16 protein-coding genes are annotated in these 23,939 nt (G+C 39.6%); 7 read left to right on the top strand and 9 right to left on the bottom strand.

Annotated elements, in window-relative coordinates:
• Nucleotides 1-15: 15 nt before the first annotated feature.
• Nucleotides 16-1,857 carry a signal peptide peptidase SppA gene (sppA, locus tag Q4600_RS13415; RefSeq protein WP_303516882.1) on the bottom strand — a complete coding sequence of 614 codons (1,842 nt, stop codon included), beginning with the start codon at nt 1,855-1,857 and terminating at the stop codon, nt 16-18.
• 162 nt (nt 1,858-2,019) lie between these two features.
• On the opposite strand from sppA, the gene Q4600_RS13410 reads away from it, so the two are divergent.
• From Q4600_RS13410 to Q4600_RS13395, 4 genes are all read left to right on the top strand, one after another.
• On the top strand, nt 2,020-4,035 hold the full coding sequence (locus Q4600_RS13410; RefSeq protein ID WP_102527500.1) for an NADPH-dependent 2,4-dienoyl-CoA reductase: 2,016 nt from the start codon (nt 2,020-2,022) through the stop codon (nt 4,033-4,035).
• 149 nt (nt 4,036-4,184) lie between these two features.
• Nucleotides 4,185-4,655: a GNAT family N-acetyltransferase gene (locus Q4600_RS13405; RefSeq protein WP_229368754.1), complete on the top strand. Its 471-nt coding sequence runs from the start codon at nt 4,185-4,187 to the stop codon at nt 4,653-4,655.
• A gap of 41 nt (nt 4,656-4,696) precedes the next feature.
• A complete protein-coding gene (locus tag Q4600_RS13400) occupies nt 4,697-5,359 on the top strand; it encodes an SDR family oxidoreductase (protein WP_102527538.1) in 663 nt (220 codons plus the stop codon).
• Nucleotides 5,360-5,661: 302 nt separating this feature from the next.
• Nucleotides 5,662-7,215 carry an AbgT family transporter gene (locus tag Q4600_RS13395; protein ID WP_229368752.1) on the top strand — a complete coding sequence of 518 codons (1,554 nt, stop codon included), beginning with the start codon at nt 5,662-5,664 and terminating at the stop codon, nt 7,213-7,215.
• 84 nt (nt 7,216-7,299) lie between these two features.
• Here Q4600_RS13395 and Q4600_RS13390 read toward each other — a convergent pair whose 3' ends face one another.
• Both Q4600_RS13390 and Q4600_RS13385 read right to left on the bottom strand, forming a co-directional pair.
• A complete protein-coding gene (locus tag Q4600_RS13390) occupies nt 7,300-9,129 on the bottom strand; it encodes a DUF885 family protein (RefSeq protein WP_303516876.1) in 1,830 nt (609 codons plus the stop codon).
• Between the two features lie 380 nt (nt 9,130-9,509).
• Nucleotides 9,510-10,904 (bottom strand): MATE family efflux transporter, encoded by a 1,395-nt coding sequence (locus Q4600_RS13385; RefSeq protein WP_303516874.1) that lies wholly within the window; start codon nt 10,902-10,904, stop codon nt 9,510-9,512.
• A 113-nt stretch (nt 10,905-11,017) separates the two neighbouring features.
• Between Q4600_RS13385 and Q4600_RS13380 the strand changes: the two genes are divergently transcribed.
• Nucleotides 11,018-11,908, top strand: coding sequence for a LysR family transcriptional regulator (locus Q4600_RS13380; RefSeq protein ID WP_102527382.1), 891 nt, complete (start codon nt 11,018-11,020; stop codon nt 11,906-11,908).
• Nucleotides 11,909-11,935: 27 nt separating this feature from the next.
• On the opposite strand, the gene yfaE is transcribed toward Q4600_RS13380, so the two are convergent.
• From yfaE to ubiG, 5 genes are all read right to left on the bottom strand, one after another.
• The gene (gene yfaE, locus Q4600_RS13375) at nt 11,936-12,289 is read right to left on the bottom strand and encodes a class I ribonucleotide reductase maintenance protein YfaE (RefSeq protein WP_102527381.1); all 354 of its coding nucleotides are present in this window, start codon (nt 12,287-12,289) and stop codon (nt 11,936-11,938) included.
• Complete coding sequence (nrdB, locus tag Q4600_RS13370) at nt 12,264-13,394, bottom strand: class Ia ribonucleoside-diphosphate reductase subunit beta (protein WP_102527380.1); 1,131 nt, start codon at nt 13,392-13,394, stop codon at nt 12,264-12,266. The genes yfaE and nrdB overlap by 26 nt, the downstream gene beginning before the upstream one ends.
• Nucleotides 13,395-13,448: 54 nt before the next feature.
• A complete protein-coding gene (gene nrdA, locus Q4600_RS13365; protein ID WP_102527379.1) occupies nt 13,449-15,737 on the bottom strand; it encodes a class 1a ribonucleoside-diphosphate reductase subunit alpha in 2,289 nt (762 codons plus the stop codon).
• 574 nt (nt 15,738-16,311) lie between these two features.
• On the bottom strand, nt 16,312-16,977 hold the full coding sequence (locus tag Q4600_RS13360; RefSeq protein ID WP_303516870.1) for an HAD family hydrolase: 666 nt from the start codon (nt 16,975-16,977) through the stop codon (nt 16,312-16,314).
• 135 nt (nt 16,978-17,112) lie between these two features.
• Entirely contained in the window at nt 17,113-17,841 is a 729-nt protein-coding gene (gene ubiG / locus Q4600_RS13355; RefSeq protein ID WP_102527403.1) for a bifunctional 2-polyprenyl-6-hydroxyphenol methylase/3-demethylubiquinol 3-O-methyltransferase UbiG, read from the bottom strand.
• A 356-nt stretch (nt 17,842-18,197) separates the two neighbouring features.
• Here ubiG and gyrA point away from each other — a divergent pair, with 356 nt between their 5' ends.
• Nucleotides 18,198-20,879 carry a DNA gyrase subunit A gene (gyrA, locus tag Q4600_RS13350; protein ID WP_102527377.1) on the top strand — a complete coding sequence of 894 codons (2,682 nt, stop codon included), beginning with the start codon at nt 18,198-18,200 and terminating at the stop codon, nt 20,877-20,879.
• Nucleotides 20,880-21,181: 302 nt separating this feature from the next.
• Here the strand turns inward: gyrA and Q4600_RS13345 are convergent, their stop codons facing one another.
• Complete coding sequence (locus Q4600_RS13345) at nt 21,182-22,354, bottom strand: serine hydrolase (protein ID WP_229368746.1); 1,173 nt, start codon at nt 22,352-22,354, stop codon at nt 21,182-21,184.
• A gap of 414 nt (nt 22,355-22,768) precedes the next feature.
• Between Q4600_RS13345 and serC the strand changes: the two genes are divergently transcribed.
• Nucleotides 22,769-23,863 carry a 3-phosphoserine/phosphohydroxythreonine transaminase gene (gene serC, locus Q4600_RS13340; protein ID WP_303516865.1) on the top strand — a complete coding sequence of 365 codons (1,095 nt, stop codon included), beginning with the start codon at nt 22,769-22,771 and terminating at the stop codon, nt 23,861-23,863.
• Nucleotides 23,864-23,939: the final 76 nt, after the last annotated feature.

Genomic DNA, 23,939 nt, shown 5'->3' with positions numbered 1-23,939 from the left:
ATTAGCGATATAGAGTTAATAATTACAGTTTTCACAGTACAGGTACATGCCATTAGGGTCTTCAAACATTGAGAACTCTTCAACAACTGAAATCCACTGACTAAATAACTGTTCAAGTATCGGTGACTGAGTCGACGCTTGAGGCAAGTAAGCTGATGCTGAAGCCAGCATTTTCTGAACAAAGATTTCTTCAGTTGTGAGCTCTTGCTGAATGACCTTAGTATCAAATTTCTCAATTTCGGCTAAGGTTGCGGCTTTGGCTACTGCACTGTCAATATCACCAAGCTCATCAACTAAACCAAGTTCGACAGCGCGAGTCCCTGACCAAACACGGCCCTGTGCAATACGATCAACTTGCTCGAGAGTCATGTCACGCTCTTTGGCAACAAGAGAGATAAATTCATGGTAACCATGTTCAACGTGACGTTGAATAACGGCTGAGACATTAGGGTCCAGTGCACGAGTCGCTGAAATACCTGCCCATTCAGACGTCGATACGCCATCTGAATTTATGCCCCAGTTTGATAACACATTTTCAAATGTGGCAAACATACCAAAGATACCAATGGAACCGGTTAGGGTAGTAGGAGTCGCGTAGATATAATCTGCACTGGCTGAAATCCAATAGCCGCCTGATGCTGCAAGACTGCCCATACTGACGACAACAGGTTTACCTGCTTCTTTAAGCGCAATCACTTCTTGCCTGATCTTTTCAGAAGCAAATGCACTACCACCTGGGCTGTCGACGCGAAGTACTACTGCTTTTACTTTGTCATCAAAGCGCGCTTTTTTAAGTAGCGCGGAGGTACTTTCACCGCCAATTTGTCCAGCTTGTTGCTTACCATTTAAGATGTTGCCTTTAGCAACAATGATACCCACCGAGTCTTTTTCTATAAGACTTGGTATTGGTTGCACTGCAGCATGGTAGTCAGAGAAACTGATTTGTTTGAATGAATCACCTTCAGTATCTTGGCCTACTTTTTCTACCATGGCTAATCTAAAGGCTTCATCTGAAACAAGTTCGTCTACCCATTTCATCTTCAATGCTAACTGTGCAGAATCACCAGAAACTTTATCAAGCTCAGTTAAAAAACGTTGCGGATTTAATACAATATCGTTTTGGTCTATATTGCGGTTAGCAGCAACAGTAGATTCGTAGTTTTGCCAAATATCAGTAAGTAATGCGCTAGAGGCATCTTTAGCTGGTGCTGACATATCATCACGAATGAAAGGTTCAACCGCAGACTTAAAAGTACCAACACGGAAAACATGGGTGCTGACATTTAATTTTTCGAGTGCGGACTTATAAAACAAGCGGTAACTGCTAAGTCCCTCAAGGGAAACTGCACCTTTATTGTTTAAGTAAATACTGTCGGCATAGCTGGCAATAAAGTACTGGTTTTGCTCATAGGAATTACCAAAAGCAACAACAGATTTACCTGCGGCTTTAAATTCATTTAATGCATCGCCAATCGCAGTCATTTTACTGATCCCGCCAGCGCGTAAATTACCCACTTGTAATACGATGATCTGGATTCGAGGGTCTTGTGTTGCGCTGTTAATCACATAAATAATGTCAGAAAGCAGAACTTCACCTTCAGGATCATTACTTTTGCTTTGTTTAAACACCGCTTCAATCGGGTCTACATGGCGCTTTTGATCAACGATACTGCCAGCAAGGTTTAATACTAAGGCTGATTGATCTTCGACCACAATTTCGTCATCCGCACTCAACGCCACAATAATGATGGCTATGAACCCGAAAAAGATAAGGTTGAGGATGATTTTGCGAATACCGTTAATGGTTTTCCAAATCAGAGTAAAGATTCTTTTAATAAGTGATGGTTTGGCGGACATAGCCACTCCTATAACATTCTAATACTGTAATGCTAACTGATTATGTACAGCTTTGGGAAATTGAATTGTAACGGTTTTTAACAAGAGCCTTTGGAAAGCATTGAGCTTAAGTAACTCTCGTTGTATGCTAGTTTAAATCACTTGTTTAAAAAGGATGTTTGAATGTCGTTCCCACATTTATTAGAACCCTTAGATCTAGGCTTCACTCAGTTAAAAAACCGAGTGCTGATGGGCTCAATGCACACAGGTCTTGAAGAAGAAAAGGGCGGATTTGAGAAACTGGCTGCATTTTATAAAGAACGAGCAGCAGGTGGCTGCGGATTAATTGTCACTGGTGGTATTGCTCCAAATTTTCGTGGACGTTTAGCGCCACACGCTTGCCAGTTGAGTTTTCCTTGGCAGGTGAGTAAGCACCGTATCGTCACTGATGCAGTGCATGAAGCGGATGGCAAAATATGTATGCAAATTCTACATGCGGGTCGTTATGGCTATCATCCGTTTAGCCAAGCGCCAAGCAAAATAAAATCACCTATTACGCCGTTTACCCCATCAAAAATGTCAGGCAGACAAGTAAAAGGCACAATTGCTGATTACGCTAATAGCGCTAAGCTTGCTAGAAAAGCCGGTTATGATGGCGTTGAAGTGATGGGATCTGAAGGTTATCTGATTAACCAGTTCATTAGTTCTCGTACTAACAAACGTACAGATGAATGGGGTGGAAGTTTTGATAATCGTGCCCGTTTACCACTGGAAATCGTTAAAGCTATACGTGAAAAAGTAGGCAAAGACTTCATCATTATTTTTAGACTTTCAATGCTAGATTTAGTTGATAACGGCTCGACTTGGGAAGAAGTGGTTAAATTAGCTAAATGGTTAGAAAGCGCCGGTGTTTCAATTATTAACACGGGTATCGGTTGGCATGAAGCTCGTGTACCGACAATTTCTACCAGTGTCCCCCGTGGTGCGTTTTCATGGGTAACAGAAAAACTTAAGTCTGAAGTCTCCGTGCCGCTCATTGCAACTAACCGAATTAACACCCCAGAGATTGGTGAATCAATCATCGCATCTGGTCAGGCGGATATGGTATCAATGGCGCGTCCGTTCTTAGCTGATGCTGAATTTGTCAATAAAGCAGCTGCGGGCACCAGTGAACTTATTAATACCTGTATTGGTTGTAACCAAGCCTGTTTAGACCATACATTCGCGTTAAAACGAGCGACATGTTTAGTTAATCCGCGTGCGTGTTATGAAACGGAAATCAACTTTACTCCTACGACAAACAAAAAACGTTTAGCTGTGATGGGCGCAGGCCCTGCGGGTATGGCTTTCTCGGTTTATGCGGCATCGCGTGGTCATGAAGTCGTACTATTTGAGGCTAAATCTGAAGTCGGTGGTCAGTTTAATTTAGCGCGAAAAATCCCGGGTAAAGAAGAGTTTGATGAAACTATTCGTTACTTCACAAACCAAATGAAATTACATAATGTCGAACTACGCCTTAATACTCGTTTAGATTCAGAAGTGTTTATTAATGAACAATTTGATGAAGTCATCATTGCATCTGGAGTCGTTCCTCGTGCATTAGACTTACCAGGCTTTGATAACCCAAAAGTGGTTGATTATCAGCAAGTGCTAAAAGGCGAAGCCTATATTGGTGAAAGAGTTGCCCTGATCGGTGCAGGCGGTATTGGTTTTGATATTGCGCATTTCTTATGTGAGCAAGAATCAACAACATTGCAGCCTGATAAATGGTTAAAGCAATGGGGTATCGATAAAGAGTACCAGCATGCCGGTGGATTAACTGATGCAGTGCAACATAAGCCGCAGCGAGAAGTGTATTTACTGCAGCGCAAAACGACCAAAATGGGTAAAGGCCTTGGAAAGACGACTGGCTGGATCCATCGAAGTGTATTGAAACAACATCAAGTAAATATGAAAACTGGCGTCAGTTATGAAAAATTTGATGAGCAAGGCTTGCATATAAAAGTCGGTGAGCAGTCTGAAATTTTGGCTGTTGATAATGTTGTTCTATGTGCTGGACAAGAGTCTAATCGCTCATTGGTTGACGATATGAAAGCCACAGGGTTACCTGTTCATTTGATTGGTGGTGTTGATGTAGCGGCTGAACTTGATGCTAAACGTGCAATCCGTCAAGGCGCAGAGCTAGCGATGGCAATTTAATTTTTATTGTCAGTATTCAGTTCGACTGAAACTCAGTTTAGCTTTAAAAACCTAGCATTTTGCTAGGTTTTTTGCTTTGTTAGTCATTAAATGTTGATAACGATATTTTGCCATTAAACCTATCGTATAGGTAACACGGGGTGATTTGGATGAATCTTAATCTGCTAAAGCAATCTTTTGATCATTTTGTCCGCCATGATGATAAGGAACATAAAGTAAATATATGTTTCAACTCGCCATCAGTGCGAGCGTTTAATCAAATAAGAGCTGATGCTGGTTGGGGAGAAGTGGACCCAACACTGGCGCAAAACAGTTTGAATCAATCTTTATTTCATGTTTGCTTATATTGTGACAATAATTTAGCTGCTTATGGCAGGATTATTGGTGATGGAGCTTTGTTTTATTATGTACAAGATGTTGTGGTAAAAAACCATTATCAAGGTCAGGGCTTAGGGCATTTTATTATGGAACATATTCAATGTTATTTGGCTGATACGGTCTGCAATGGAGCGACTGTAGGATTATTATCTGTAAAAGGTAAAGAATCATTTTATCAGCGATACGGTTACCAAAACCGGGATGGTGAAGTTTTAGGACTTGGTATGTGTCAATTTTATTGATACTTTTCATTAATGTTATCAAAGATTTTAAGGGTATTGTAATGTCTAACGTTGTTATTACAGGGGCTAACCGAGGTATCGGTTTAGCTTTAGCACAACTATTTAAGCAACAAGGATGTAAGGTATTTGGCTTGTGTCGCCACACTTCTGATGAATTAGAAGCACTGGATATTAATGTGATTACACAAATTGATGTTGCGACAGATGAGGGGATTCATAATATGCACACTTCGCTTGCGGGTGTGGCTATTGATATTCTTATTTGCAATGCAGGTATTTTACGCGATGAGCAATTATCACATCTTAATTTAGATACCATCAGACAACAGTTTGAAGTCAATGCCGTCGCACCGCTTAGGGTTGTTGCTTCACTGCAAAATCAACTTAATCCGGGCAGTAAAGTTGCGATGATCACTTCTCGTATGGGCTCTATTGAAGATAATACTTCTGGCGGACGTTATGGTTATCGCATGTCGAAAGCGGCATTAAATGCGGCCTCAATGTCGTTAAGTCATGATCTTGCTGATAAAAATATAGCTGTTGGTATTTATCATCCAGGCTACGTGCAGACTGATATGGTTAACCATGGTGGGGATATCTCAGCAGTTGAATCAGCAAGTCGGATTGTTGGGCTGATTAATGACTTGAATATGGCATCTTCTGGTGTGTTTAAACACTCTAATGGTCAAACATTGCCTTGGTAATGGGTTATTCAATATTCTAATAAATAGGGAGCAGTGCTCCCTTTTTTATTGCTTAGATGACAGAACGTTTGCTACACCGTGAAAAGTCATTAATTAAGATTGTTATTCTAAGTAACCATTAAAAGTGTAATTAACTGCTTGCTTAATGTACTACTTAAGTTTGAATTTAAGTTTAATTACAGATTGATTGCTTATTCTTGAAGGCTAAAAAATATATTAAGCAGATTCGAGTGGGTTTTCTGTGTAATGATAATTATATCATTGGCATAGAGATTTGCCGAAAACTGACAAGGTAGGAAGTGATGACAATAAAAAGTGAATCTGCAGAAAAAGCGCCTGGCTTTTTAGGTAGAGCTTTAGATGGTATTGAGCGAGTGGGTAATAAATTACCTGATCCAGCGATGTTGTTTTTAATTTTGATGTTTGCTGTGTGGGGGATTTCAGCGCTGCTTTCAGGCGTGAGTTTTGAAGCGATAGATCCTCGTACAAACAGTCCTATTGAAGTGAATAACTTATTGAGCGCAGATGCGTTAACCCATTTTTTAACCTCAATGGTAACTACTTTTACCGCATTTGCGCCATTAGGTGTTGTGTTAGTTGCCATGCTGGGTGTGGGTATTGCTGAGCAATCTGGCTTTATTAATACTGCATTAAAGCAAATGCTAAAAGTTACACCCGCTAAGTTCCTGACGCCAGCTGTCGTACTTGTGGGGATTATATCTCATACTGCTACAGATGCAGGTTATGTAGTGGTTATTCCTTTAGCAGGGGTTATTTTCTTTACGGTTGGCCGCCATCCATTAGCGGGTATTGCGGCAGCGTTTGCGGGCGTTTCAGGTGGATTTTGTGCCAACTTTATCCCATCAGGTATCGACCCATTATTGCAAAGTTTTACTCAGTCAGCAGCGCAAATTGTCGACCCTGATATCCAAGTAAACCCTCTGAATAACTGGTTTTTTGCTGCGTCTTCTTGTATTCCTATTACGTTAGTTATTTGGTATTTAACCGATAAAATCTTAGAGCCTAGATTGAATAAATCTCATAAAGTTAACCGTGATGAAGTTGACTTACCCAAGATGGATCAAGCTAGTGCGAAAGAAATGAAAGCTTTTAGGATTGCTTCGGCTGTGATGTTAGCTGCAATTATAGGTTTCTTTTCACTCGCCATTCCAGAAACGTCGACATTACGAGATGCTAATGGATCACTTACCAGTTTTAGCGCACCGCTAATGCAATCGATTGTTCCGCTAATCTTTATCTTCTTTATGTTGCCGGGTTTAGTTTATGGTTACATGACTGGAAGCTTCAAAACTTCAGCAGATGTTGTACAAGCCATGTCTAAGTCAATGAGTGGTATGTCTCACTATATTGTGATGGCATTTTTCTGTGCACAGTTTGTAGCAGCATTTTCAGCATCGAACTTAGGCGCATTAATTGCCGTTGAAGGCGCTGGTGGGCTTAAAGCCTTAAACCTACCTGCAGAAGTGACTGTGGTAGGTATGATCTTACTAGTGGGCTTCGTTAACTTGTTTGTGGGTTCTTCATCTGCTAAATGGGCGTTGATTGGTCCAGTGCTCGTGCCTATGTTGATGCAACTTAATATCAGCCCTGATTTATCTCAAGCGGCTTACCGTATTGGTGATTCAAGCTCCAACATTATTACCCCGTTAATGCCTTACTTCCCATTAGTTGTTGTTTATTGTCAACGCTATGTGAAGGGGATTGGGATAGGTACGCTCATTTCAATGATGCTACCATTTAGCTTGGCGCTACTGTCGATTTGGAGTGCGTGGTTATTAATTTATTGGTCAATTGGATTCCCATTAGGATTAGGTGCTAGCTACACTTACGGCTAAGACATTCAGTACAGAACCTTAAAACAAAGAAAGGACTGCATTTGCAGTCCTCTCTTTTATTTTATTGTTATATTTTAACGAGTTCTAAGCTTGTTGTAGCCTTTGTTCTATATATTGATCAATGACTGTTTCCAATAAATCTAAAGGCATTGCACCATTTTTCAGCACCGCATCATGAAACTCACGTATATCATATTTATCCTGGAGTTTATCTTGAGCTTTTTGTCGCAGCTCTAGAATTTTCATCATGCCAACTTTGTAAGATGTCGCTTGGCCTGGCATGACAATATAGCGTTCAATTTCTGATATGACATCACGCTCCGCACGGCCAGTATTAGCGCTCATGTATGCTATCGACTCTTCTCGAGTCCAGCGTTTGTGATGCAAGCCAGTATCGACGACAAGGCGAACGGCACGTAATAACTCATCTGTTAAGCGGCCTATGTTATCTGCTGGTGTGTTTTGAAAACCTTGCTCATAAGCTAAACGCTCAGCATATAATGCCCAACCTTCTGAGTAAGCTGTAAAAGGAGCAAATCTGCGCAACAAAGGCATACCTTCAAGTTCCATAGCAATAGATACTTGAAAGTGATGTCCTGGAATGCCCTCATGGTAGGCTAATGTACGCATCGCATATTTAGGTGAGGTCTTTATATCATATAGATTTGCAAAGAAACGCCCTGGGCGACTGCCATCTAATGAGGGGCCTTGATAATAAGCTCCTGGTGCTGTTTTTTCTTTAAACTCAGGTATTCTAACCACTTCCATGCCAGCTTTTGGGCGAATGTTAAAACTGTCATCTAGACCGTCATTAATTTCATCCAGTATGGTTTGGTAGTCGACGAGGATTTGAGCTCTACCTTCATCACTGTCTTCATAATAATATTCTGGTTTATCAGAAAACGTGTTCATTGCTGCAAGGTAGCCATCACTGGTATCAATGCCTTCTTGCTCAAATAAAACTAACATTTCTGCTTGGATACGCGCGACTTCGGTTAAACCCAATTCATGAATATAATCAGGGGTGTAATCTGTTGTAGTAAATAGCTTTAAAGCTAACGCATAGGCTTGCTCGCCTTGAGGTAAATGCCAATATCCATCGTCAGTGCCAGCCTTGGGTTTTAATGCTTCAAAATAATTGATGAATAAATCATAGGCGGGATATATTGAATCTATAATCGCTTGCTCTGTTTGCGCAAGTAGTCTAGCTTTTTCAGCGTCTGATATTTCTTCAGTCGCATCAAATTTTGTTACAAGCGAAGTATAAAGAATATTTTCATTTGCAGGTGTTGCAACAAAACCATGCATTTCATCAAGCACTCGCTGAATCACAAAGCGTGGCGGAATGATATTGCGATCTTCACGCTCTTGAAGTGCTAATAGGTATTGTGAAAATTTGCGGTTTAGTTCACCCATTCTTGAAAGATAGTTTTCGGCATCTTCAACTGTGGCCACTTGATGTGATGACTCCATAAAACTTGGGAAGCCACTTTGAATGCCAAACATTTGATTTGCCGGATAGGTGTGATACTGAAACTTGTCGAAATCATCGATAAGACCTGTCAAATATAGGGCTATTTGTTTCGATATAAGCTGATTTTCATCTAAATTATTATCTTCATATTGATGCAAGCCATCACGAAAGCTTTTCATTTCATCAAACATGGCTTTGCTGTTAGATGGATCGACATCATCAAGGTGAGCATTATGTCCTTTTATACCAACTGACTCGAGAAATCCAAGAGAGGTTAACCCTTCAGGATCTTTAAAAGCCATCTTAACCATTTGGCGATCTAGATAAGATCTAAACATAAATGGTTTATCGGCATACCACTCATGGGCAGCGAAACTCGCACCAATAGTGGCAACACCTAACGTGCCAAGTCCTAACCATTTCAATGATTTTTTAATCATGATTGTCCCTATTTATTGTTGTTTTAATCCATTTTAGATAATGATTTAATCTTATTTTACGCCAGTGGATATTAACAACTAACTAACATAAGTCGAAGTTATTGAACACTAAAAGTGTAAAATTGTATGCCAAAGATGAATATTAGCTGATTGCTAATAACTTTTTGCTTAGTACTTAAGCTTGTAAACAGCAGGTATTTTGAGCTGAAGACGAGCGGATTAAATACAACTATTTTTCATGGCAGGTTATGAAGGATTTTGAAGGGTTATGACAATGCTGAATCTACACTCGCCACATAATGGATGTATATATATGGCGAGTTTATTTTATCAAGTTGTAATGAGCATTAACTGCGGAGCAATATTCATCCATGCATCGATTAAGAGGCGTTAAGTTCACTGAAAGTATGCAAATCCCTCTTTGTTGGCTGCTCACCTAATTGATTGATCCGTTTAATCTCACTGAAAATTAATGGTGACAAAATAATACACAAAGCGATATTAGATAAGGGCACTGATAACCAAATGCCATTAACCCCAAGTAAATAAGGTAGCATTAATAGAAAGGGTATTTGAATTAACATATTACCCAATGAAATCGTTAATGAACGACCGCCTTGGTTAACTGCCATAAAATACATGGTAGCGATAAAAATAAGTCCATCTAACACCAAAGCAAATAAATGTAATCTCATCCCTATCAAGGTTTCAGTCATTAAAGCTTGGTCTTGACTGCTAAAAAAACCGATAACAAACTCAGGGAGTACATTGATAAAAGTCACTGTTGATACGGCTAATACCATAATGACTTTAACAGCGAGTTTTACCGTCGCTTTGATATTGCTGACTTCTTTTGCGCCGTAGTAGTAACTCACAGGTGGTTGCATACCGCTTGCAATACCTTCAGCTAGTAAAAAGAAGGTGGTAGCCACGTATCCTACGATGGCAAAAGCGGCAACATGTACAGCAGAGCCGAACTTCATGAATAAATAGTTGTGCAATGCAATAATAAAACTGAAGTATAAAAACATAAACAAACTGGAGCTACCGAGCACAATGATATGTTTCATTTGAGAAAAGCAAATAGAACTTAGATTAAGTTTGGCTTTTGTATTGGCTTTTGATGAGAAAAAGTAACTGAAACCGAGTACCACCACTACCGCTTGTGACACTAATGTCGCAATCGCTGCGCCCTTTAAGCCCAATGGATAGACGGCAATTAACAAATAATCTAATGCAATATTTAGCGTGGCACCAACGATTAAAAGCTTTGTGGCAAGACCTGGGTTTTCATCGTTTCGTACTAATAGCGGTAAAGCTGTTGCCGCTGCAGTAAAGAATGCACCATAAGCAAATACTTCTATATAGTCCATTGCCATGGTGTAGTTAGCGCCGCTAGCTGACTGTAACAATAATAACGATTCACCCCATAGTTGAATGAATACGGCAGCAGCAATACTTAACAACACAATTAGTGCGATGGCATTATTTAATACACGCTGTCCGTCTTCGGGTTTATTTTCGCCACGGCTGATGGATAATAAACTACCACCGCCCATGCCAATCATCATTCCAACACCGGCGATACAGCAGATTACTGGCCAAGCCATGTTGATCCCAGCTAAACCTTCAAAACCCACATAGTGACCAACAAAAATGCCATCAATAATCTGATATAAGCCGCTGACGAGCATAGCAGCAATAGAAGGGATGGCATATTTCCAGAAATGCTGGCTGACCGTCAAACTTGATGGTTTTGAAATAAGGTTAGACATTCTACACACTCAAATAAATTTACAGACTTAATGTTGTCCATTATGGCTATTTATAAGATAGAATAAAGTTAGTATCTATCCGATTTTCGGATAGTATTTTAGCGGGAGTCAACATGAACTGGTCTATAGAACAGTTACAAGCATTTGTTGCAGCGGCGAATATGGGATCATTTTCCTCTGCTGCGCGTTCATTAGGTAAAGCGCAGTCTCGCGTAAGTACTGCGGTAGCCAATTTAGAAATAGATTTAGGTTTTAAACTCTTCGATAGAACAGGGCGTATGCCAGTACTTACCGAGCAAGGCGAACAGATGTTCATCGAAGCGAAAGCAGTACTAGCACAATGTGAACGATTAAATTCACGTGCAATGACAGTGCAAACAGAGGATGAGCTTGCATTGACTATTGCTATTGACGAAGCTGTACCAATTTCTACATTTGAAGCTTTTTTTGATAAAACGGCCAATACATTCCCTTTGTTAAAACTGACTATTTTGAATGGTTCAAGAGATGACATTGCTCAATGGGTTGATGATGGCAAAGCAGATTTAGGTATTTTGTTTCGCAATGAACAACTCTGTGAGCGACTTGAGTTTTTTAGCATAGACAGTTTTCATCAATCTTTGATTGTTTCGGTAAATCATCCGCTAGCAAATGTTGCGACTCCCAATATCGCTGAACTGAATCAGTATCGACAGTTGGTTATATGTGATTTACAAACCCAGAGTAAGCCCATTTCGGCAAACTGTTGGCATGTTGATAGCTATTACTATATTACGTCTTTGGTCATAAGAGGTTTAGGTTGGGCGCTAGTGCCTGAGCACATTGCTGACTCGTCTTGGTATTCTGGTGAAATTAAAGAATTGAGTTGTTATCACATTCCAGATTCGTTATTGATTGAAATGGGATTGGTAAAGCGTCGCGATAAAGGGGCGGGTAATATTATGAATTGGATGTTTGGTGAAGTTGATAAAATGTTTAATGAGGCAAAGAAAGCCAAAGGTTAGTGCTTTTTTGAGACAACTCACCTTAGCTTAATCTAAGAAAACCACAGACTTGTTATGTTGAACATATAAGTTACTGGGCTCATCTGTGGTCAAATCTAGATCTAGATTTGTATCAGGTACGCAGCAACAAGGTAAGCATTCATCTTGTTTTAGCTCAATCAGTGGCTTAGTAAGGTAACGAACGCTACCTTTGTTGACCTTGGTTTTACAAGCGCCACAAAACCCATTTCTACATTCAGAGAAAATATTTACTTTTTTAGTTTCTAATACTTCAAGTAGTGTGTGTTGCTGCTGGTTGAACAGCAACACTGGTTCGCCATTTAAACTGACAATGGGCGCTTTTTTAAAATTGTGCTTATAGGTCAAAATCAGAGAACTCATCACTGTCGACTGCAGAGTCAATCTGTCCCACTAAGTATGATGAAACTTCAACTTCCTGCGGCGCTACTTGAACAGCGTCACTTTCTAACCAGTTTTTCATCCAAGGTAGTGGATTAGTTTGCTCTGGGTAGGGTTGCGGTAAGTTAACAGCTTTCATACGTTGGTTGGTTATGTACTCAACATACTGACATAAAATTTGTTCATTTAAGCCAATCATTGAACCATCTTTGAATAGGTATTGTGCCCATTCTTTTTCTTGTTCAGCCGCTTTATAAAAAATATCGTAGGCTTGATCGTGACATTCTTTAGCGATTTCGCCCATTTCAGGATCATCTTTACCACCTTGCATGATATTCACTATGTGCTGCGTACTATTTAAGTGCAATGCTTCATCGCGAGCAATTAAGCGAATAATCTTAGCATTACCTTCCATCAACTTACGTTCCGCGAAAGCAAATGAACAGGCAAAACTGACATAGAAACGAATCGCTTCTAAAGCGTTGACTGACATCATGCACAGGTAAAGTGATTTTTTAAGGATACGAGAGCTAACAGCTATCTCTTTACCATTAATGGTGTGCGTGCCTTCACCATGCAGATTGAATACTTGAGTTAACTCAATGAGGTCATCATAGTACTGAGCAATATCACCAGCACGTTTCAGAATTTCTTCGTTCACAACGATATCGTCAAATACAACCGAAGGATCGTTAACGATGTTACGAATAATATGGGTATACGAACGTGAGTGAATGGTTTCTGAGAATGACCAAGTTTCAATCCAAGTTTCTAATTCAGGTAACGACACTAACGGCAAAAGGGCAACGTTTGGTGAACGGCCTTGAATAGAATCAAGTAACGTTTGGTATTTAAGGTTTGAGATGAAAATGTGCTTTTCATGCTCAGGCAAACTTTGATAATCGATTTTATCTTTACTTACATCTACTTCTTCTGGGCGCCAGAAAAAAGATAATTGCTTTTCAATTAACTTTTCAAAAACTTCATATTTTTGTTGATCGTAACGCGCAACATTAACTGATTGGCCCATGAACATTGGTTCGTTCATTGGATTGTTCGGTGTTTGACAAAAAGTAGAGTAAGCCATTTATATATCCCAAAAAAGCGGGGAAAGCCCCCGCAATTATATGCTAATTATTGATTAAATTTTACAAGCGCCGCCGGCACAATCGTCATCTTCTTTTTCGACTACAGTAATGTCGTCTAAGTTGTCTGATGCACCATCACGAGTGTTGTGATAGTAAAGGGTTTTTACCCCTAACTTGTAGGCTGTAAGCAAATCTTTAAGCAAGGTTTGCATTGGTACTTTTTGACCGTCAAAGCGAGTAGGGTCGTAGTTAGTGTTGGCGGAAATTGCTTGGTCGATAAACTTCTGCATAATCCCGACTAATTCTAAATAACCGTTATTGTTCGGCATATTCCAAAGCAATTCGTACTGATGCTTAAGCTCATCAAAATCTGGTACTACTTGCTTTAACTGACCGTCTTTACTTGCTTTAACGCTGATTAATCCACGTGGTGGTTCAATACCGTTGGTCGCGTTAGAAATCTGCGAAGAGGTTTCTGAAGGCATCAATGCTGACAACGTTGAGTTACGTAAACCGTACTCTTTAATGTCGCTACGTAATCCTTCCCAATCCATGTGTAATGGTTCATCACAGATTTTGTCTAAGTCACGTTTGTAAGTATCAATTGGCAAGATACCTTCTGCATAAGTCGTTTCGTTAAATAACGGACATGCACCTTGCTCTTTGGCTAAGTTCATTGACGCTTTCAATAAGTAGAATTGAATTGCTTCAAAGGTTTTGTGAGTCAAGTTGTTACCTGAGCCATCAGAATATTTCATGCCATTCTTTGCTAAGTAATTTGCAAAGTTAATTACACCTATACCTAGCGTACGACGATTCATTGAACCAAGTTGCGCAGAGATAATTGGGTAATCTTGGTAATCGAGTAAGTTATCCAAAGCACGAACGGCTAAATCAGCTAAAGGCTCTAGCTCTGATAAATCATTGATTGCGCCAAGGTTTAGCGCTGAAAGAGTACAAAGGGCAATTTCACCATTTGGATCTTCAATGTTTTTCATTGGCTTAGTTGGCAAGGCAATTTCTAAACAAAGGTTAGATTGTTTGATTGGTGCAACTTTCGGATCAAACGGGCTGTGGGTATTACAATGGTCAACATTTTGAATGTAGATACGGCCAGTGGAAGCACGTTCTTGCATCATTAGTGAAAATAATTCAACTGCTTTAATCTCTTTACGACGAATGCTAGTGTCAGCTTCATACTGCAAATAAAGGCGTTCAAACTCAACTTGGTCAGCAAAGAATGCATCGTACAAACCAGGGACATCAGATGGGCTGAATAAGCTGATGTTTTGTGACTTAATTAAACGCTGATACATCAGCTTGTTTAATTGCACACCATAATCAAGGTGACGAACACGGTTATCGTCAACACCACGGTTATTTTTCAGTACCAGCAGAGATTCAACTTCTAGATGCCAAATTGGGTAGAACAAGGTTGCTGCACCGCCACGGACACCGCCTTGAGAACATGACTTAACGGCTGTTTGGAAATATTTGTAAAATGGTAAGCAACCAGTGTGGAATGCTTCTCCACCACGAATTGGGCTTCCTAATGCACGAATACGCCCAGCGTTAATACCAATACCAGCACGTTGGCTAACGTATTTAACGATTGAAGAGGCTGTAGCATTGATTGAATCTAAGCTGTCATCACATTCAATTAATACACAAGAGCTGAACTGACGAGTCGGCGTACGTACACCAGCCATAATCGGCGTAGGTAATGAAATCTTAAAAGTAGAAACCGCATCATAAAAGCGCTTGATGTAGTCAAGGCGGGTTTCTTTTGGATACTTAGCGAATAAACATGCAGCGACCAAAATATAAAGGAACTGGGCACTCTCGTATATTTCGTTAGTCACACGGTTTTGTACTAGATACTTACCTTCTAACTGCTTAACTGCAGCATATGAAAAGTTCATATCACGCCAATGATCCATATAGCCGTCAAGAATGGTTAATTCTTCAGCTGTGTAGTCTTCAACGATGTGCTTATCGTATTTACCGATTTCTACTAAACGGTTAACTTGGTCGACTAACTTTGGAGGCTCAAATTGGCCAAAGGCTTTTTTACGAAGATGGAAAACAGCTAAGCGTGCAGCAAGAAATTGATAATCTGGCGATTCTGGAGAAATTAAATCCGCAGCGGCTTTAATAATAGTTTCATGAATAGCTTCAGTTGGAATACCATCAAAAAACTGCAGGTGTGATCGTAATTCTACTTCAGAGACTGATACGTTATTCAGTCCTTTTGCTGCCCATTCGATAACGCGATGAATTTTGTCTAAATCGATTGTTTCGCGCTCGCCACTACGTTTAGTGACTGTCATATTGCTGTTCATTAAAAAGAGACCTTGGTTCTATATTTATTGGTGTAATTTATTATTTGGATCTTGTTTAACCGTACTGCTTACGATCGCCAATAAATCACATTACGTTCCCTTGTAAGTCGATCATCCAAAAGCATTTACAACATTAAATTTACAAAAATACTAGTGATACAGCGAGATACTGAGCTTTTTAAGCTAGTGTCTCGTGGTGATGTCATACACAAGATATGGTGTTTTTAAATTTGATACATACAAGATAGTGAGGTTGGCGTACTTTTGCAAGCAAGATTTTACTGAATAACTTGTGGATATCTTATGTATAGTGAAACAAGTTAGTAAAAGCTAACCTGCTAACGCAAATTACGCTTTGAATAATTAGGTTAGGTTAAATTTTGAACGAAGAACGAGTTCGGTTTGATCGCTACAATATTCAGCGATCAATTGTTTTGTTGAAAAAATAGTTTGATCTTTATAGAAAGGTTTTGCTAAGCCAAACTGGTATTATTTAATTCATTAAAACACTGTCAAAAATAGTCTTAAATACGGTAAGCGAATTAAATAGCCCCCTAGTTTTAGAGAAGAATGTTTAGAGAACAGTATTTAGAAAGTATTGCTGGAGTGCAGGAACTGATTCGAATTCAAGTTGGCTTGGCCATTGTGACGGTGTATCAGATTCAGACAAATAGCCCCACAATGCCGTCCCACCAATCATACCTGCTTTTTCTGCCGCGACTAAGTCACGCTCAGCGTCACCAAGGTATAAGATCTGCTCTGGTAGACAGTCAATTTGTTGAGCGGCTAATAGCATTGGCGCAGTATGTGGTTTTGGATATTGAGTTGAGTCACCGCTAATTACCGTTTTGGCCCTTTTAGTCAGCCCTAAAGCACAGACTAGAGGGCGAGTAAACTTAGCTTGCTTATTAGTTACGATCCCAAATGGGATATTATGACTATCTAATAAAGTGAGGAAGGCTTCGAACCCTTGAAATAATTTCGCTTTCTCACCATTGACTAGTTTGTAGTAGGCCAATAAGGATTGTTGAATTTCAAATTGAGATGCTTCATCAAGGTGTGGCACTCCGGCTTTAACCAGTGCCAAACTTCCATGAGAAGCTGAGTAACGTAATTCATCAACGCTTTTAGACTCAATGCCGCGTTCTTGTAGGCTTAAATTTAATGCATGAATCAAATCTGGGGCGGTATCAGCAAGAGTACCATCTAAATCAAACAACACTGCTTTAATCGAATTCATACATCCCTTAGATACGTAATCGACACTTTATCAATGAGCAAAACGGATTAGCACTCTTTGTCAAAGCTAATTCTACCAACGAAGCATTTTGCCTCTGGCAGCACCGTATTTGATGCTACCCATGAAAACTATTAATTAGTCAGCCACTTTTTGAGTGGCAATCATATAATTAACGTCAACTTTATTAGTGTACTTATATACACCCGATAATGGGTTATGGGTAATGCCTAGGGCATCACGACAAATTAAATCTGTTTTATCCACTAAATTTATTAACTCAGATGGTTTAATAAACTTACTGTGATCGTGTGTGCCGACTGGCAGCATTTTTAATACATATTCAGCACCTACAATGGCTTGTATATAAGACATCATATTGCGGTTAATGGTTGAGAAGAACACATAACCTTCAGGTTTTACCATGTCACAACAGGCTTGAATCACAGATAATGGGTCAGGGACGTGCTCAAGCATCTCCATACAAGTGACAACATCGTATTTAGCAGGGTTTGCACCAGCATGCTCTTCAGCTGTCATTGTGTCGTAATCCACTGTCACGCCTGTTTCTAATGCATGCAGCTTTGCCACTTCTATTTGGGCTTCACCCATATCAAGCCCAGTCACTTTCGCGCCTATTTTTGCCATGCTTTCAGACAAAATGCCACCACCGCAACCAATATCAACGACTGTTTTACCAAACAAACCACCACAGGTTTGGTCGATATAATTTAATCGCAATGGGTTCAGCAAATGTAAAGGTTTAAAGTCACCATTTGGATCCCACCAAGACTCAGCCATATTGGCAAATTTTTCGATTTCTTGATGATCAACATTTTGTTGAGTGGTGTGTTCTTGATTCGACATTGCAAGGACCCATGATTTATTAGTGATTATTGCATGCATTATAACCATCCGTTGCAATAAACATAGTGAGATGAAACAAGATTCATTTCTAGTTGGTTATATATTCAACACTATTTGTAGATAAAAAGGACATCCGATATTTGTTAAACCATTTTCGTAATTTAAATAGTAGAGAAACCTAAACAATATTGACTTATTCTTGCTGTTTTTATTCAGTTTTTCACTTGCTTTAACTTTTCGTTGTCCTAGGGTCTAGCCACTTTTTATATCTGTGTTAGAATGCCAAATCACGTTTTTGAGCTACACAATAAAATGGAATAATTATTGTGCGCTAATTTTAGGGGAACGAGCAGTTTATGACTGATCTGGCATCATCAATTTCGCCAATTAACATCGAAGACGAACTAAAAAATTCTTATTTAGATTATGCAATGAGTGTAATCGTAGGTCGTGCATTACCCGACGTTCGTGACGGTTTAAAACCGGTTCACCGTCGTGTGCTTTTTGCAATGAACGAATTAAAGAACGACTTTAATAAGCCTTATAAAAAATCAGCTCGTGTTGTTGGTGACGTAATCGGTAAGTATCACCCACATGGTGACTCTGCTGTATACGATACAATCGTACGTATGGCTCAGCCATTCTCTATGCGTTATACGCTTGTTGACGGCCAAGGTAACTTTGGTTCAGTTGATGGCGATTCTGCAGCAGCAATGCGTTATACAGAAATTCGCATGGAAAAATTGGCTCATTCATTATTAGCCGATTTAGAAAAAGAAACAGTAGATTATGTACCTAACTATGATGGTACTGAGTTTATTCCTGCTGTACTACCAACGCGTGTACCGACATTATTAATTAATGGTTCTTCTGGTATCGCTGTTGGTATGGCAACCAATATACCTCCTCACAACATTTCTGAAGTGATCGGTGGTTGCTTAGCGTTAATTGAAGAGCCAAGTCTTTCAATTGAACAGCTAATGGAACACATTCCAGGTCCTGACTTCCCAACAGCAGCGTCTATCAATGGCCGTAAAGGTATCATTGATGCATACAAAACTGGCCGTGGCCGTGCTGTTATGCGCTCAAAAGCTGCAGTTGAAGAAGAGAATGGCCGTGAACGTATTATCGTTACTGAAATTCCTTATCAGGTTAACAAAGCGCGTTTGATTGAAAAAATCGCTGAGCTTGTAAAAGATAAGAAAATAGAAGGTATCAGTGGCTTACGCGACGAGTCTGATAAAGACGGTATGCGTATTGTTATTGAAATTAAACGTGGTGAAGTTGGCGAGGTTGTACTTAATAACCTATACGCTCAAACTCAAATGCAGTGCTCTTTTGGTATTAACATGGTTGCGTTGACAAATGGTCAACCAAAACTGTTTAACTTAAAAGAAATGCTTGAGTGTTTCATCCTTCACCGCCGTGAAGTCGTTACACGTAGAACCGTATTTGAATTACGTAAAGCACGTGAACGTGCACATATCCTAGAAGCACTTGCTATTGCATTGGCTAACATTGATCCAATCATTGCGTTAATTAAGGCTTCACCAACTCCTGCAGAAGCTAAGGTTAAATTAGTAGAGCAAGGTTGGAAGCTAGGAAATGTACAAGGTATGCTTGAAAAAGCAGGTGATGATGCAGCTCGTCCTGAGTGGTTAGAGCCAGAATTTGGTATTCGTGATGGCGAATACTTCTTAACTGAGCAGCAAGCACAGGCAATTCTAGAGCTTCGTTTACATCGCCTAACGGGCCTTGAACATGAAAAAATTCTTGCTGAATATGAAGAGTTACTCGAGTTCATTGCAGGTCTATTGTTTATTCTACGTAGCCCTGAACGCTTGATGGAAGTCATCAAAGAAGAGTTAGAAGAGATTCTAGAACAATACGGTGATGCTCGTCGTACTGTGATTAATCAAAACGAAGTTGATATGAGTCTTGAAGACTTAATTAACGAAGAAGATGTCGTGGTGACACTATCACACATGGGTTACGCTAAATATCAGCCATTGACTGATTACCAAGCGCAGCGCCGTGGTGGTAAAGGTAAAGCTGCAACGAAAGTGAAAGATGAAGATTTCGTTGAAAAACTGCTTGTTGCCAATACTCATGACACGATTCTATGTTTCTCTGACTTCGGTAAAATGTACTGGCTTAAAGTTTACCAGTTACCGTTGGCAAGCCGTACAGCGCGTGGCCGTCCAATCATTAACTTGTTACCGCTTTCTGATGGTGAACGTATTACTGCGATTCTACCTGTGCGTGAATATGCTGATGATAAGTTTATTGTTATGGCTACCGCTCACGGTACCGTTAAGAAAACAGCATTAACTGCTTATAGTAATCCTCGTGCAAACGGTATTATTGCAGTTAACCTAAAAGATGATGATCAGTTAATTGGTGTTGATATTACTAATGGTAGTGATGACATCATGCTGTTCTCGAATGAAGGTAAAGTTGTTCGCTTTAACGAGAAAGTACGTGATTCTGAAACGGGTGAAGTGAAGAAAGATCCTGAGACTGGTGAAGATCTGATTGCTATCCGTCCAATGGGTCGTACGGCAACGGGTGTTCGTGGTATCAAACTTGAAGATGGTCAAAAAGTTGTTTCAATGATCATTCCTAAAGAAGATGGCTCTATTCTTACGGTAACTGAAAATGGTTACGGTAAGCGTACAGACCTATCTGAGTACCCAGCTAAGAGCCGTGGCACTAAAGGTGTTGTTTCAATCAAGGTGAGTGAGCGTAACGGTGCAGTCGTTGGCGCTGTTCAGGTGACTGAATCTGAAGAAATCATGCTGATTAGTAACAAAGGTACTCTGGTACGTACTCCTTCTAACGGTGTTTCATTGATTGGTCGTAACACACAAGGTGTGACAATCATTCGTACTGCTGAAGATGAAAAAGTAGTCGGTTTGCAAAGACTTGATGAAATTGAAGTCCCAGAAGAAGAGTTTGTTGAAGGCGAAGAGTCTGAAACAGCTGCAGTAGAAAATACTGCTGACGATGCGACTGATACACCAGAAGCAGATGCTTAATCGAGTTATTTGCTGAAACAAAAAAAGGATGCCAATGGCATCCTTTTTTATTGGTTCTTTTTTATAATCGATAACGTTAAACTTAGCGTAAACACAGCTTTAGTGTTTTTAATTATAGGTTTGTAAATTGTCTCAAACTACAGTGTCTGGTTTGGTGTTGCTTACTTACCTACTTAATGCGTAAATGGCTACAGCTATTCGCTGTCACAAATATTCTCCACACGATGGATTAACTTGTTTAAGACAGCTTGATGACTTAACTTAACTTAACTTAATTTAGTTCAGCTCAGTTCTATTCAGTTTTAGTTCGCTGATGTATTACTGGCGAGGACATCTGCACGTTTAAATGTATCACGCCAAAATGCCGAACTGAGTTTAGCAATAACCCTTGATTCTCCATTAAGCAACATTGCCATACCGATATTTAATTCAGGTGAGTAGGAGACTTCGGCAACATAACCAGCCACCCAGCCAGCATGATAGATTAATGGTCTACCCTCAAATTCATAAACCCGCCAACCTTTACCGTAATGAGCATTATCTAGATAAGTTCTCCAATCGCGGCGGCGTAGTTCTTTTGTTGTTCTAACACCTGGGGTAGTAACATCTTTAATCACACTGTTGGACAGCACCCCTGGGTTTTCACCTAGGTTGGCAATTAGCCATTTTGACATATCTGTAATGCTGGCATTTACACCAGCAGCAGGCGCTAATTTGTAATAGTTGGGTTTTACTTTTACTTTTCTGAACCCTGATTTCGTTTTTACGTGTGGTTCAGCGCGATTACTTTGTTGATCGAATGCGTCATAACCAATGGATGCTGACTTCATATCTAAAGGTGAAAATATCTTATTTTGCAGTAAAGATTCATAAGATTGCCCCGATTGTTGTTCTATTGCGTCTTGAATAAACGAAAATGCTACATTCTGGTAGCTGTAACAGACACCAGGAGAACACATCGGGGTGAGCTCAGAGAATTTGTTGATAATTCTTTCCATGCCCACATTGGCATTGATTAAATTATCATAGCTATTTGGCATCAAGCCGGTACTTTGTCCAATGATATGACCGAGATTGATTTGCTGCGCTTTTTGTTTGTCGGCAAGGGTAAACTCTGGCAAGTAGCTTTTGATCGGCTGTTGCCAATTTAATTTTTTCTCATTGACCAACATACTGGCTAACGTGCCAGCAAAAGTTTTAGATACAGACGCTAATCTAAATACAGTGTCTGCATTGACATTCAAACTGCCGCCTTTTGTTCGTTTACCATATGTACTGAGTTTCAGCACTTTGTCGCCCTCAACTATCACAAATGCGCCACCTGGCACTTTGCTTGTTTTAAGCTGTTGATGAAAACGCTGTTTAAAGCTGTCGGCTAAAGGAGAATAGTCAGATTGCTCTGCAGCTATTAAGGAAGTAGGGAGCAAACTAACAAAAGATACAGCGCCTAAAAATAATATAGGTTTTAAAAACATGTACAGTTCCAATGACCGTTAATACGGTTTATTTATTATTGTGTTGACGTCTATAACTAAAAAGGACGTTTGTTACTCATTTGTATACAAGTATTGTTGTTTAATTTAATGATATTTACTAGTGACTCGTCATGTAAATTCATAAAATCTGTTTCATTTTAAACATAAAAATAGTGCCGTAGTTTACTTATGCAGCACTTAATAAAATAGCAGGTTATTTATTGATAATTGACCAGTAGATTCTATCAAAAAATGCCTTGTTGATAGTATTTAAAAGTATATTTTGAGTAATTAAATCATGCTTGATCTGCTTTATGATTATTTTTCATTTTAGCTGTGAAACAGTTGGGATATACTGCATGTCAAAATGCTATCAATTTAATGTTTTAACTAAAAACGATAAAGGACAATGCTGTGAGCGCTATTTATAATTTTTGTGCTGGACCTGCCATGTTACCACAAGCTGTAATGCAAAAAGCGCAGCAAGAACTAATTGATTGGAATGGTTTAGGTGTCTCCGTCATGGAAATTAGCCATCGAAGTAAAGAGTTCATTGCATTAACTCAACATGCTGAAAAAACATTACGCGCATTAATGGATATACCAGAAAACTATCATGTGTTATTTATGCATGGTGGTGGTCGTGGTCAATTCACCAATGTCGTTAATAACTTTTTAGGTGATAACGGTAAGGCTTTGTATTTAGTTAATGGCCAATGGTCAACAGCAGCGGTTAAAGAAGCGGTTAAATTGGTGGGTGATGACAATATTGATCAAATGAACATTGTCGAAAACTGTGATGGTGTCAATCAAGTTGTTCTTCCTGATCTCAATGCCATTGATAAAGATTATCGCTATGTCCATTTTTGTGCCAATGAGACCGTTGACGGCATAGAAATATTTGAATCACTTGAAAGCCCATGGCCTGTGGTGGTTGATTTATCTTCAACGATTATGTCACGCCAAATAGACGTTAGTAAGTATGGGCTGATCTATGCCGGCGCTCAAAAAAATATCGGCCCATCAGGTTTATCTATTGTCATTGTTCGTGACGATATGTTGAAACTGCCTAGTTTAGCTCAGTCTTCAATTATGGATTACAGCGTCGCGCAGGCGAACGATTCTATGTTCAATACACCACCAACTTTTGCATGGTATCTTGCCGCAGAAGTGTTTGATTGGTTGACTGCGCAAGGTGGCGTTACTGAGATAGAAAAAATCAATAAACAAAAAGCGGATTTACTGTATCAGTGTATAGACAGTAATCCGTTTTATAAAAATGGTGTTAAAGCAGAAAACCGTTCAAGAATGAACGTCACTTTTCAGTTAACTGACAACAGTCTAGATAGTGAGTTTTTAAAGCAAGCGGAGCAGGTGGGTCTTGTTGCGCTTAAAGGACATCGTATTGTCGGTGGCATGAGAGCAAGTATTTATAATGCGATGCCATTATCAGGTGTTCAAGCTTTGGTTAACTTTATGGAAACGTTTGCAAAGCAACATAGCGCATAACTGTTTAAGCTAATCATAAATAAAAAAGCGAATGACATTAATGTCGTTCGCTTTTTAGTTTATATGTATTTAGTGA

Origin of the sequence: Shewanella sp. 2_MG-2023 (assembly GCF_030548905.1) — a bacterium.
Taxonomy (GTDB): domain Bacteria; phylum Pseudomonadota; class Gammaproteobacteria; order Enterobacterales; family Shewanellaceae; genus Shewanella; species Shewanella electrodiphila.
This window is presented reverse-complemented; position numbering and strand designations above follow the sequence as displayed.